This is a genomic window from Mesorhizobium sp. M7D.F.Ca.US.004.01.2.1, from assembly GCF_003997785.1.
Classification (GTDB): domain Bacteria; phylum Pseudomonadota; class Alphaproteobacteria; order Rhizobiales; family Rhizobiaceae; genus Mesorhizobium; species Mesorhizobium loti.
Genome location: NZ_RZRQ01000185.1, coordinates 1 through 12,084 on the forward strand (window position 1 = coordinate 1; position 12,084 = coordinate 12,084).

At 64.1% G+C, this 12,084-nt stretch carries 11 protein-coding genes; 2 read left to right on the forward strand and 9 right to left on the reverse strand.

What is annotated here, in order from left to right:
* The first annotated feature begins 318 nt into the window (after positions 1-318).
* Complete coding sequence (locus EN993_RS22455) at positions 319-1,215, forward strand: LysR family transcriptional regulator (RefSeq protein ID WP_109664079.1); 897 nt, start codon at positions 319-321, stop codon at positions 1,213-1,215.
* Positions 1,216-1,287: 72 nt separating this feature from the next.
* On the opposite strand, the gene EN993_RS22460 is transcribed toward EN993_RS22455, so the two are convergent.
* The 6 genes from EN993_RS22460 to EN993_RS22485 form a co-directional block, all read right to left on the reverse strand.
* A complete protein-coding gene (locus tag EN993_RS22460) occupies positions 1,288-2,019 on the reverse strand; it encodes a hypothetical protein (RefSeq protein ID WP_109664074.1) in 732 nt (243 codons plus the stop codon).
* Between the two features lie 302 nt (positions 2,020-2,321).
* Positions 2,322-3,083: a glucose 1-dehydrogenase gene (locus tag EN993_RS22465; protein ID WP_127264850.1), complete on the reverse strand. Its 762-nt coding sequence runs from the start codon at positions 3,081-3,083 to the stop codon at positions 2,322-2,324.
* A 10-nt stretch (positions 3,084-3,093) separates the two neighbouring features.
* Positions 3,094-3,906 (reverse strand): ABC transporter permease, encoded by an 813-nt coding sequence (locus EN993_RS22470; protein ID WP_109664066.1) that lies wholly within the window; start codon positions 3,904-3,906, stop codon positions 3,094-3,096.
* Positions 3,906-4,769, reverse strand: coding sequence for an ABC transporter permease (locus EN993_RS22475; protein WP_109664060.1), 864 nt, complete (start codon positions 4,767-4,769; stop codon positions 3,906-3,908). Before EN993_RS22475 ends, EN993_RS22470 begins: the two co-directional genes overlap by 1 nt.
* Before the next feature lie 73 nt (positions 4,770-4,842).
* Positions 4,843-6,006 carry a spermidine/putrescine ABC transporter substrate-binding protein gene (locus EN993_RS22480; RefSeq protein WP_109664056.1) on the reverse strand — a complete coding sequence of 388 codons (1,164 nt, stop codon included), beginning with the start codon at positions 6,004-6,006 and terminating at the stop codon, positions 4,843-4,845.
* A complete protein-coding gene (locus tag EN993_RS22485; protein WP_127264851.1) occupies positions 5,987-7,123 on the reverse strand; it encodes an ABC transporter ATP-binding protein in 1,137 nt (378 codons plus the stop codon). Before EN993_RS22485 ends, EN993_RS22480 begins: the two co-directional genes overlap by 20 nt.
* A gap of 115 nt (positions 7,124-7,238) precedes the next feature.
* On the opposite strand from EN993_RS22485, the gene EN993_RS22490 reads away from it, so the two are divergent.
* Positions 7,239-8,045 (forward strand): LuxR C-terminal-related transcriptional regulator, encoded by an 807-nt coding sequence (locus tag EN993_RS22490; protein ID WP_109664047.1) that lies wholly within the window; start codon positions 7,239-7,241, stop codon positions 8,043-8,045.
* Positions 8,046-8,050: 5 nt separating this feature from the next.
* Here EN993_RS22490 and EN993_RS22495 read toward each other — a convergent pair whose 3' ends face one another.
* The 3 genes from EN993_RS22495 to EN993_RS22505 all read right to left on the reverse strand — a co-directional run.
* Positions 8,051-10,117: a 3-hydroxyacyl-CoA dehydrogenase NAD-binding domain-containing protein gene (locus EN993_RS22495; protein ID WP_127264852.1), complete on the reverse strand. Its 2,067-nt coding sequence runs from the start codon at positions 10,115-10,117 to the stop codon at positions 8,051-8,053.
* A 137-nt stretch (positions 10,118-10,254) separates the two neighbouring features.
* The gene (locus tag EN993_RS22500) at positions 10,255-11,202 is read right to left on the reverse strand and encodes an ABC transporter permease (RefSeq protein WP_109664038.1); all 948 of its coding nucleotides are present in this window, start codon (positions 11,200-11,202) and stop codon (positions 10,255-10,257) included.
* Positions 11,203-11,205: 3 nt separating this feature from the next.
* On the reverse strand, positions 11,206-12,084 hold an 879-nt coding region (locus tag EN993_RS22505; RefSeq protein WP_164757758.1), incomplete at its 5' end, for an ABC transporter permease.

Genomic DNA, 12,084 nt, shown 5'->3' on the forward strand with positions numbered 1-12,084 from the left:
GCTCGTTCTCGCGATAGCCGAATTGCGCGCTCGTTCCAGCGATCCGGCAGGCCACGCCAAGCCGGCCGCCGCTTTTCGCCTCGATCCGCCTTATTTTCGGCAAGACCTCATCAAATTTTGTCGGGCTCGTTGCCGCCGTCGCGATCGCGCCAAGGGTGACGGGGGCCGCCAGAACCACCGCGAGACCACTGATGAAACTGCGTCTGCTTGTCATTTCCACACTCTCTGTTGCCCCGCGCCGCAGAACTGGACCGGATCCGACACCATCGCAAACGAGTTAACATCGCCCCCGCCACGAGAAAAACTAGGGCTCGACCAATGAAGCGATCGCACCTTCCGCTGAACGGCTTGCGCGCCTTCGAGGCCGCCGCGCGTCACCTCAGCTTCACCGGCGCCGGGCTCGAACTGCGCGTCACCCAGGCGGCCGTCAGCCATCAGGTCAAAGGCCTCGAAGAGGTTCTTGGCGTCAGGCTCTTTCGCCGGCTTCCGCACGGGCTCGCTCTGAGCGAGGAGGGCGAGGCGCTGCTGCCCGTATTGAGCGATGCCTTCAACAGGATCGGCGTCACGCTCGACCGCTTCGAGGGCGGCCGCTTCCACGACATCGTCACTGTCGGCGTCGTCGGCACTTTCGCCTCGGGCTGGCTGATCCCGAGATTACCTGTGTTCCACCAGGCCTATCCGGATATCGAGCTACGCATTTCGACCAACAACAACCGGGTCAATCTCGCCGCCGACGGCCTCGACTTTGCCATCCGCTTCGGCGACGGCTCCTGGCAGGGAACCGACAACACACCGCTGATGCCCGGCTCGTTCTCGCCGGCCTGCGCGCCCGATATCGCGGCGCGTCTGCGCGATCCATCGGATCTCGCGCGCGAAACGCTGCTATGCTCCTACCGGGAAGACGAATGGCTGCGCTGGTTCGAGGCGGCAGGGCGCCATTGCCCACCCATCAAGGGCATCGTTTTCGACTCGTCCGTCACCATGGCCAACGCCGCGGTCCAGGGCGCCGGCGTGGCGCTGCTGCCGGTTTCGATGTTCAGCCGTGAGCTCCGTTCCGCTGAATTGGTCCAGCCTTTCGGCTGCACGGTCGATGTCGGCAAGTACTGGCTCTCAGCGCGGCGCAGGCGGCAGAACTCGCACGCGATGACGATCTTTGCCGATTGGCTGAAGGCTGAGACGGCCGCTCTACGAAGCCAGCCCGACCACGGCCGTTAAACAGCAATGCCGCCGGGGCAAGACCCGGCGGCATCTTCTTTGACTGGTCACTGCCGTTTCGGCGGCAAGTCGTTACGGCGTCGTTTCCGTCTGCATCGTGGCGGCCGTCTGGTCGATCTTGTCGGCAAGGACGCCCTGGGCCCAGGCCGTGACCTCGTCGTCGACCGGCTTGTTGGCCATGTCCGTCAGCGCCGCGTCGAGCGATGCATCATCGGTGCCCTCCGTTGCCGCAGCCGCCGCCGCGTTGTCGGCAGCGACCTCGGCCTGCAGAGCCGCGATCTTCCCAGGCAGGGCCGCCTGATCTTCGGGCGACATGGCGGCAATCTGATCGGGTGTCAGCGCCGTCAGGGCGTCCAGTTCGGCCTGGGCGGCGGCCGCTGTAGCCTGGGCGACCTTGGCTTTCGCGGACTGCGTCACGAATGCCTGAATGGCAGCGAACTTTTTGCTCTTGGAGTTCATGTAGGCGTTGATGTTGCGCTGCAGCGAGTTCAACCGGCCGAGTTTGGCGTGGATGTTTTTCTCCTTGGGCACGGCCGAGACCTTTGTGGTCGTGTCGACCGTGGTGCTGTCCGCCTTTGCCGCCCGCCCGGGAGCCGACGACGACTTGCCGTGCGAAGCGCCGCTCTTGCCACTGCCATTGCCGCCGCCGTTACCGCCAGCATTGCCACCGCCGTTCCCGTTGCCGCCGGCATTGCCACCGCCATTGCCGCCGCCGTGCCCGTTGCCGCCGGCTCCGGCGAGCGCCGGAGACGCCAGAAGCGCCAATGCGGCAAGCGCCGCGAACAGAGTCTTTCGGTTCGTCATGGTAACCTCCTCGGGGAATCGCCACCCTCGCCCGACCGCTAGGCGACCGTCGTATGAGAAATCGCTAATTGTACAGAGTAAACTTTAGACAAATGCCGTCTCAATACGCGAGCCGGCAACCAGCCGGCACCATAAACCTTTGATATCAAATACAAATCAATCTTCTCAGATCGCCATGGCACTGAAGTCCCACGTCGGCCAGACTATAGTCCTGCCGCCGAGCAGCGGCACGGGTAAAAGTCGTGGCGTAGTATATCGGAAAGGCTTTGAAACACGGGACGTCCATAACGAAAGCACAGGTCTCAGCCGATGCTTTCGCCCCCATCGATCACCAGCGCCTGGCCGGTCATGAAGGATGAGCGGTCGGAGACGAGGAACAGGATCGCCTCGGCGATCTCATCGGCGCTGGCCCAGCGCCCCATCGGTATCTTGGTGCGGACATAGTTTTCGATCGCCTCGCGTCCACCCATCTGGGCGATGAACGGCCCGTTGAACGGCGTGTCGACCCAGCCGGGACAGAGTGCGTTGACGCGGACATTGTGCCGGGCGTAGTCGAGCGACATCTGCCGCGTCATTGCCACCACCGCATGTTTGGAGGTTGCGTAGGCGATCATCTCGCGGTCGTAGAACACGCCCGAATTGGAGGCGGTGTTGAGGATGACACCGCCGCCTCGTGCGACCATCGACGGCATGACCATCCTGGCCGCCAGGAACTGCGCCCGCACATTGACCCGCCACGAGGCATCCATGCCGTCGACTTCGACTTCAGTCAGCGTGCCGCCGACCTGGATGCCGGCGTGATTGTGCAGGATGTCGATGCGCCCATGCCTGTCGAGCGTGCCGGCAATGAGTTGCCCGACCGCCGCGTCATCAGCGACATCGGTCGCGATTGCCTCGGCCTGCCCTCCCGCTGCCCGAATGTCCGAAGCTGTTGCTTCGCCGGCGGCCTGATCCCTGTCGGCGATGACGACCACCGCGCCTTCCCTGGCCATGGTCATGGCGCCGGCGCGCCCGATGCCGGAGCCGGCGCCTGTCACCACGGCGATGCGGTCTTTGAGGATCATGACGCAGCTTTCAGTTTGACGGTTTGCGTTGGCGCAACTGCCATTGGGCAAGCACCACAAGCAGCACGGAGGCGACGAGGACGATCGTCGCGATGGCATTGATTTCCGGCGTCACGCCACGCCGGATCGAAGCGAAGACATAGATCGGCAACGTCGTCTGTGCGCCGGCGACGAAGAAGGCGACGATGAAATCATCGAAGGAGAAGGTGAAGGCGAGCAGGAAGCCGGCGACCACCGCCGGCAGGATCTGTGGCAGGACGATGCTGCGAAACGTCGTCAACGGCGTGGCGTAGAGATCACTCGAAGCCTCGACCAGATTGCGGTCGAGGCTGCCGAGCCGGGTGCCAACGATCATCGTCACCAGCGCCATCGAAAACAGCCCATGTGCCGCAATGATGGAACCGTAGCCGAGCGCCAGGCGCGGCGGCTGGCCATCCGGCCAGATCGAGGCGAGGAACGGGTTGACGACGCCAAAGAGCTGGACGAGCGCAACCAGCGTCGAAATGCCGATGACGACACCCGGAACGACGATCGCGGCCCCGAGAAGGGCATCGAAAACCGCGCGGGTTCTGACGCTGACACGCGCCAGGCCGAGTGCGGCCGCCGTGCCGCACAGCGCCGCCAGCGAAGCGCTGGTGGTGGCAATGAACAGGCTGTTCTTCAGCGCCTCGACCAGGAACGGGTTCGCCAGCGCCTTGCCGTACCATTGCACCGAAAAGCCGGTGAACTCGCTGGCATGGTGACCGGCGTTGAAGGAGAACAGCACGACCAGCGCGATCGGCAGATAGAGGAAGGCAAAGACGGCAATGACAAAGGCGCGCATCAGATCAGGTCCACCCGGCGCGCGCCCGAAACCCGGGTCGAGATGCGGTTGGCGGCAATCAGCACCACCACCGAGACCAGCACCAGCGTGATCGCGATGGCCGATCCGAACGGCCAGTTGCGCGACTGCAGGAACAGGTCGACCAGCGCGTTGCCGATGAAGAACACCTTGCCGCCGCCGAGCAGCGTTGGGATCAGATATTCGCCAAGCAGCAGGATCATGACCAGCGAGAAGCCGGTCATCACGCCCGGCAGCGACAGCTTTAGGGTCACACCGAGGAAGGTCGATAATGGCGTGGCGCCGAGATCGGCTGAGGCTTCCAGCAGCCTGCGATCAAGCCGTTCGAGGCTGACATAGATCGGCAGGATCATCAGCGGCAGATAGCCATAGACGATGCCGAGCAGCACCGCGCCCGGCGTGTTGATCAGCCTGACGTCCTCAAATCCGATATAAGCAAGCAATGCCGGAATGCCGCGTCCGCCCAGCACGTACATCCAGGCATAGGTCCGCATCAGAAGGCTGGTCCAGAACGGGATGACGACCAGCGCCAGCAGGATCAGCCGCCAGCGCTGCGGCGCGCGCAGGGCGAGGTAATAGGCAACCGGGTAGGCGACGAGAAGACAGGCGAGCGCTCCCACAGGCGCCAGCACCATCGTGTTCCAGAAGGCGGTCGCCCGCGCCGGAAGATTGGCATATTGCGCGAAAGTGAAGGCCGCCTGATAGCCGCCTTCCGGCGCCCGTTCGCCGACGCTGAAGACGGCGATGGCAATGAACGGCAGCACCAGAAACACCACCAGCCACGCGGTCGCTGGACCGAGCAGCATGGCGGTCAGAAGATTCTTGCGAAGACGGCTGCCGTGCATGGAGAGATTGCCCCGGTACCGGCGGGCATGACCCGCCGGTCAAGTTTGTCTGAGTCGAATTGAGGCCAGCTGCTCAGGCCGACTTGAAGCGCGCCATCAATTCGGCACGGCCGGGGTCGGTCAGCGTTGCCGCCGCGCCGAATTCCAGCGGCGTCAACAGGTCCGCCGCCGGATAGAGGATCGGATTGTCGAGCACCTCCTTCGGCAGCAGCTTGTTGACTCGCGCATCGGTCGAGGGCGCACCATTGGCCAGGTGCTCCTTCACCGCCACCTGCGGGTTCATCAGATAGTTGAGCAGAGCGTAACCTGCGGGCTTGTTCGGCGCATCCTTCGGAATGGCGTAGAAATCGGTCCAGATCTCGCCGCCTTCCTTGCCCAGCACATAGGCGATCTCGGGAATGTCACGATGCAGCTGGGCGCCGTCGTTCGTCCAGCACATGGTCATCCAGGCGTCACCCGCGCGCATCCCAGGCTGGTAGTCGGATGAGACCGCGAACAGATGCGGCTTGACCTTCAGCAGCAGTTCCTCCGCCTTGGCGAGTTCGTCCTGCTTGAGCGAGTTGAACGAGTAGCCGTAATATTTCAGCGCATTGCCGATCGTGGTCAGCTGGTAGTCGTGCACCATGGTGCGGCTGTCTCCTTCCGCCATGGCGGTGTCCCAGAATTCCTTCCAGCTCGTCATCGGCTTGGTCAGCTTCTTGGTGTTGACGGCAAAGCCGGTGGTGCCCCAGTTCTTCGGTACCGCATAGGTCACCGCATCGATCGTGCCTTCCCCAGTGAAGCGTGGATCCTCCTGCGAGCCGTCGAAGTTCGGCAGCTTCGCCATCTCCAGCGGCTCGATGATGCCGAGCTTCTTGTAGGTCGAGATCGTGTAGTTGGTCGGCACGAAAAGGCTCCAGCCCGAGGCGCCGGCCTGCAGCTTGGCCAGCATCTCCTCATTGGAGCCGAACACGTTGACCTCGACGGCAACGCCGGTGTCCTTCTTGAAATTCTCGAAGGTCGCCGGGTCATGATAGTTCGGCCAGGTGGCGATCGACATGCGGTCGCCAAGGCTTTCCGCGGCGAAGGCCGGTGTCGGCATGATGCCGATCTCGCGCGCCATCACCGCCGTGGCAATGCCAAGGCCGGTGAGGCCGAGGAAATCGCGGCGGCCGATCGAGCCGCGCTTCAAACGCATCAACTGGTCGACAAAATTCTCGGGGCTTATCGGCAGTCCGTCACGATATGATTTCGACATGTTTATCTACCCTCTGGTTGGTCCCGTTGTTCTTGGTGTCCGGAAACGCCAGCGGCGTTCCGGAGGCAAAGCCGATGGCGACGGGTTCACCCGGCTTGAAGAGATTGCCATGGCCGATCAGATGATCGGCCTTGGCCAGCAGCGTTCCGATGCCCTGGACCTCGATCGCGTATTCCGCCGTCGAGCCAAGGAAAATCCGGTTGCGGACGATGCCCTTGAATGGGCCGCTTGTCTGAGCGCCGAGACTGAGTGATTCAGGACGCAGGCTGACCGAAACGGTCTCGCCCTGCTGCAAAGCGGTTCGCTTGCGCGCCGCAATGACCGTGCCATCGGCAAGCGTTACCTCCACCAGATCGCCGGTATGCCCGGCGACGGTGCCGCTCAAGAGATTGGTCTTGCCGACGAAGTCGGCGACGAACAAATCGGCCGGCTCGTCATAGATCTCGCTCGGCTGCCCAAGCTGGACGATGCGGCCGCCATTCATGACGCAGACGAAATCGCTCATCGACAGCGCTTCCTCCTGGTCGTGGGTGACCAGCACGAAGGTGATGCCGATCTCGCGCTGCAGGTTCTGGAGCTCGATCTGCATGTCGGTGCGCAGCTTCTTGTCGAGCGCCGCCAGCGGCTCGTCGAGCAAAAGCACGGCCGGCTTGTTGACCAGCGCGCGCGCCAACGCGACCCGCTGCTGCTGGCCGCCTGACAGTTCGTGGATCTTGCGGCGGCCATAGCCGGCGAGCCGCACCATTTCGAGCGCCTCGCCCGCCCTCGAGGCGATCTCGCGCGACGACAGCCTTGGCCGCGCCTGGCGCAGCCCGTAGGCGACGTTGTCCTCGACATCGAGATGCGGAAACAGCGCGTATTGCTGGAACACCATGTTGACCGGCCGCCGGTAGGGCGGCGTGCCGGCCATGTCCTGGCCGCGAATGAACACCTTGCCTTCGCTCGGCTGTTCGAAACCGCCGATCATGCGCAGGCAGGTGGTCTTGCCGCAGCCGGAGGGACCGAGCAAGGCAACAAAGGCGGAAGGTGGCACGGCGAGATCGATGCTGCTCACAGCCGTCACGCTGCCATAGCGCTTGGTGACGCCGCGAAACTCGATGTCGGGCACTGCGGTCAAAGGCTGCGGGCTCCAGCGACAGGGCAATTTCAGAACGCTACCAGAGCCAATGCCGGCTAGTATATACCTCGTAGGTGGTATATCTGATCTATTTTCTCGTTTAAGGGGGTATGGATTGTCCCGCAGCGACGAATACAGCCAGCTCGCCACGCTCGTCGCGGCGACGCGGGAGACGAGCGGCGACCTGTTCGGCAAGGCGCTGGTCGACTGGCTGCGGCTCCATGTCAGTTTCGATCACTGCGTGGTCTTCGGCTATCGCGGCGCCTCGCGCCCGCCGCTGCTGTTCGAGACCTTTTCGCCGGCCGAAAGCCACGTCTTCGTCGCGCTCTATCAGGAGGGGCCGTATCTGCTTGACCCGTTTCACCACGCGGCGGTCGAGCGCAAGGAAGGGTTCTGGCGCATGCGCGAACTGGCGCCGGACCGCTTCTATGCCAGCGAGTATTTTCGCTCCTACTACAGCCAGACCAGACTGGCCGAGGAGGTCGGCTTCTTCGTGCCGCTGCCGGGCAAGGATGCGCTGGTGCTGTCGCTGATGCGGCTGCGCGCTTCAGGCCCGTTCGGCACCGCTGATGCCAGATTGTTGCGCGACATGGCGCCTGCGGTGATCAGCTTCATCAGGTTGCGCTGGCCTGCCCTGGCGACCGACGAACCGGCAGAATTGAAGCAGGACGAGACGGTAGCGCCGGTCAACGAATTCGACCGTGCCCATATCTGGAAGAGCCTGTCGCTGACGCCGCGCGAAAAGCATGTCGTCGACCTGGTGCTGCAGGGACACTCCACCGAATCGATCGCCAGGGCCATGCGCATCGTGCCGGGAACCGTGAAGGTTCACCGCCGCAACATCTACCGCAAGCTCAAGATCAAGTCGCAGGCCGGTCTGTTCGCGCGCTTCGTCGAGATCATCGACGCACGGATCCGGTAATTCCCCTAACCGCCGGCTTCCCACGACCCGGCCCCGGCCATCCGCTTCAGCAGCGGCGCGGGCTTGAACACGTCCTTGCCTGTCCGCTGATGCCAGTAATCGAGCCGCTCGACGATCCTGGCCGGACCTTCAAGGCCAGCCCAGAACATCGGCCCACCTCTGCCGATGGGAAAACCGTAGCCGTTGACCCAGACGACATCGATGTCGGACGCACGGGCCGCTATGCCTTCCTCCAGGATCTTGGCGCCCTCGTTGACCAGGGGATAGAGCGTGCGCTCGATGATTTCTTCCGCGCTGATCGCACGCGGCGAGATGCCCTTCTCGGCGGCCTTGTCGCGGATCAGCGCTTCAACCTCGGGATCTGGCATTGGTGTGCGCGCACCAGCCTCGTAGAGATAGAAACCCCGGCCGGTCTTCTGGCCAAAACGCCCTTGTTCGCATAGCGTGTCGGCGATCACGGCCGTCTGGCCGCGTGCCTTGCGATTGCGCCAGCCAATGTCGAGGCCGGCGAGGTCGCCCATCTGGAACGGCCCCATCGGCCAGCCGAAATCGGTGAAGGCCTTGTCGATCTGGCTGGGTGTCGCACCCTCCAGCAACAGCGCTTCGGATTCCGAGCCACGCGCGGCCAGCATGCGATTGCCGACGAAGCCGTGGCACACGCCGACGACGACGGCCACCTTGCCGATCCGCCGCGCCAGGTCGACGACAGTTGCCAGCGCATCGGGCGCGGTCTTGTCGGCCCGCACGATCTCCAGCAGCTTCATGACATTGGCCGGCGAGAAGAAATGCAGGCCGAGCACATCCTGCGGCCTCGAGGTCGAGGCGGCGATTTCGTCGATGTCGAGATAGGAGGTGTTGGTGGCCAGGATCGCACCCGGCTTGGCCACCGCTTCGAGTTTGCCGAAAACCTCCCTCTTGACCGCCATGTCCTCGAACACCGCCTCGACAATCAGGTCGCAATCGGCGAGATCGGCATAGTCGGTGGAGCCTTTGAACTGGGCGAGCCGCTCGCGCTTGGCATCTGCCGTCAGCGAGCCGCGCGTGACGGACACCGAGTAGTTCTTGTCGATGGTCGCCAGCCCGCGCTGCAATGCCTCATGGCTGGTTTCCAGCAAGGTCACGGGATAGCCGCCATTGGCGAAGGCCATGGCGATGCCGCCGCCCATCGTGCCGGCGCCGATGACGCCGACACGGGCGATCCGGCGCTTGACGATGTCTTTTCCGGGAAGCTTTGCCGCCTCACGTTCGGCGAAGAACAAATGCCGCTGCGCCCGCGACTGGTCGCTGGCGACGAGTTTCACGAACAGCGCGCGTTCCGCCGCGAGCGCTTCATCGAAGGGCAGCATGACAGCATTGCGCACCGATTGCGCACAGGCGATCGGCGCCTCAAGGCCGCGCGCTTTCCTGGCGAGCTCCGCTGCCTCGGCGTCGAAAGCCGCGAGGTCGGTCTCCTTGGGCCCCTCGTCGCGATCGCGCACCGGCGTGAAAAGACCACCCTTGCGGGCTAATTCCCTGGCAAAGTTCACGGCATGGGTGGTCAGATCGCCCTCGAAGACGGCATCTACGAGACCGGCTTCATGCGCCTCGGTCGCAGCGATCGGCGCACCCGAAACGATCATCTTCAAGGCCTTCAGCGCGCCGACAAGGCGCGGCAACCGCACCGTGCCACCGCCGCCCGGCAGCAGGCCGAGCTTGACCTCGGGCAGGCCGAGTCTGGCGCCGGCATCGGCGACACGGAAATGGCAACCGAGCGCCAATTCCAGCCCGCCGCCGAGCGCGGTGCCGTGGATGGCGGCAACCGTCGGCTTGGCGATGGTCTCCAGCGTCGCCACGATGGCGCGCAGTTCGGGCTGCCGCATCGGCTTGCCGAATTCGGTGATGTCGGCGCCGGCGACAAAAGTCCGGCCGGCGCAAGCAATGACGATGGCCGCGACCGACGCATCGTCCCGCAGCTCAACCAGCGCCTGCATCAGCGGTTCGCGGACATGAAAGCTCAACGCGTTGACCGGCGGATTGTCGATGGTGACGACGGCGACATCGCCGTTGCGGTGGATCCCGAGGAAATCGGACACGCAAACCTCCCAGCACTATTCAGCGGCCGTGGCCGCGCGAACGGGATTTACAGCGCCATGACGTCGAAGGGAACCGGATGTCGGCCTGGCACAATGATTACAGGCCTTGAAAGTGCCTGGGACGACGAAGGCGCAGATTACCGCAGCGCCTTCTGCCCGCCCGCCGCCGTGATCACCCCGACAATGATCAGCCCCGTCAGCAGCAATCGCACCCCGGCACTCACCCCAAACGTGTTGAGCATGGTCAAAAGCAGCACCAGGAACAGCGCCGCGCCCCAGACGCCGGGCACATTGGCCTTGCCGCCGGCGACCGACGTGCCGCCGATGACGACGACAGCGATCGAGGCCAGCAAATATTCATTGCCGATATCGACATTGGCGCCGCGAAAATAGCCGGCGAGCAGCGCGCCGTCGATGCCGCCAAGCGCGCCCGACAGCGTGTAGGTGAGGAAGCGGATGCGGCCGACATTGACGCCGGCCAGCCACGCGGCGCGGATGTTCTGGCCGATCGCCAGCACCGAGCGGCCATAGATCATGCGCTGCAGGGCGATGGCGGCACCGATGGTGAACAGCACGGTGAGGATCGCCAGCACCGGAATGCCCAGCACCTGCCAGTTGGCGAAATCGGCGAAGCCCGGCGGCGGCTTGATCTGCAGCCCGCGGCCATAGCTGATGTCGATCGACTGGATGATGAAGCTGGCCGACAAGGTGGCGATGATCGGCGGAATGCGCAATGCCCAGATCAGCAGGTAGTTGACGGCGCCGACCGCAGCGCCGCAGGCAAGCGCCGCCAGCAGCCCAAGCGCGATCATGGAATCGTTGCCGTCCATCACCTTCATGGCGACCGCGCTGGCGAGGCCGATATTGGCCGGCAGCGACAGGTCGACATTGCCCGGTCCGAGCGTGATGACGAACATCTGGCCGACACCGACGATGACCGTGAACACCGCCAGCGACAAGGCGGCGGTCACCATGCCGCCGGCGCCATAACCGCCGGTGAAGGCGATCGTCGCCAGCCACACCAGAAGCGCACCAAGGAACGACCAGATCCAGGGTTTCGTCAGCAGCGATTTCACCGATGTCATCGCTCACCTCTCCCTACGGCTGATCAGCACCCGCGCCGCCAGCACGATGATCAAGATGGCGCCGTTGGCTGCGACCTGCCAGTCGGGTGGAATGTGCATGAAGGTGAGCAGCGGCGAGGCGGCCAGCGCCAGCGTCAGCGCGCCGATCACCGCGCCGATCGGCGACACCCGGCCGCCGACGAACTCACCGCCGCCAAGGATGACGCCGGCGATCGCCAGCAGCGTGTAGCCATTGCCGATATTGGCATCGGCCGAAGTGGTGATGCCGATCAGCGCCATACCGGACAGCACGCCAAACAGGCCGGCGAGCGCGAACAGCACGATCTTGGTCTTGAGCAGCGACCAGCCGGCGCGGCCGAGTGCTGCCGGATTGCCGCCCGAGCCGCGCAGGATCACGCCGTAGGAAGTGCGCATCAGGCCGAAATGAACGATGAGGCCGATGAGCAGCGCGGCAATGATCGGGAACGGCACGAAAGGCGGCTTGAACGCCATCAGCCCAAGCAGCCAGTCCGGCGCCTTGCCGCCCGGTTTGGGCAAAACGAGAATCGCGAGGCCCTGCCAGACGAAACTCATGCCCAGCGTCACCACGATGGAAGGCAGGTTGCGCAGATGGATCAGCGCGCCGAGCAGCGCATAGATGCCGATCGACCCGAGCAGGATGACGACGCCGATGAGCGGCGCATCCTTCAGCCAGGTCGCGGTGACGCAGCCGACGAAGCCGACGAAAGTGCCTATCGACAGGTCGAGCTCGTTGCCTGATATGACGAACATCTGCGCGATCGTCGCTAGGGCGATCGGGATCGCCAGGTTGAGCATCAGGCTGAAGCCGAAATAGCTGATGGCGCGCGGGTTGAGCCAGGCGATGGCGAGCAGCACCAGCGC

What these genes read in the sequence shown, in the direction of transcription:
- EN993_RS22500 (WP_109664038.1), bottom strand. Translation starts at nt 11,202, where the DNA reads ATGACATCGGTGAAATCGCTGCTGACGAAACCCTGGATCTGGTCGTTC.
- EN993_RS22475 (WP_109664060.1), bottom strand. Translation starts at nt 4,769, where the DNA reads ATGCACGGCAGCCGTCTTCGCAAGAATCTTCTGACCGCCATGCTGCTC.
- EN993_RS22465 (WP_127264850.1), bottom strand. Translation starts at nt 3,083, where the DNA reads ATGATCCTCAAAGACCGCATCGCCGTGGTGACAGGCGCCGGCTCCGGC.
- EN993_RS22460 (WP_109664074.1), bottom strand. Translation starts at nt 2,019, where the DNA reads ATGACGAACCGAAAGACTCTGTTCGCGGCGCTTGCCGCATTGGCGCTT.
- EN993_RS22480 (WP_109664056.1), bottom strand. Translation starts at nt 6,006, where the DNA reads ATGTCGAAATCATATCGTGACGGACTGCCGATAAGCCCCGAGAATTTT.
- EN993_RS22470 (WP_109664066.1), bottom strand. Translation starts at nt 3,906, where the DNA reads ATGCGCGCCTTTGTCATTGCCGTCTTTGCCTTCCTCTATCTGCCGATC.
- EN993_RS22455 (WP_109664079.1), top strand. Translation starts at nt 319, where the DNA reads ATGAAGCGATCGCACCTTCCGCTGAACGGCTTGCGCGCCTTCGAGGCC.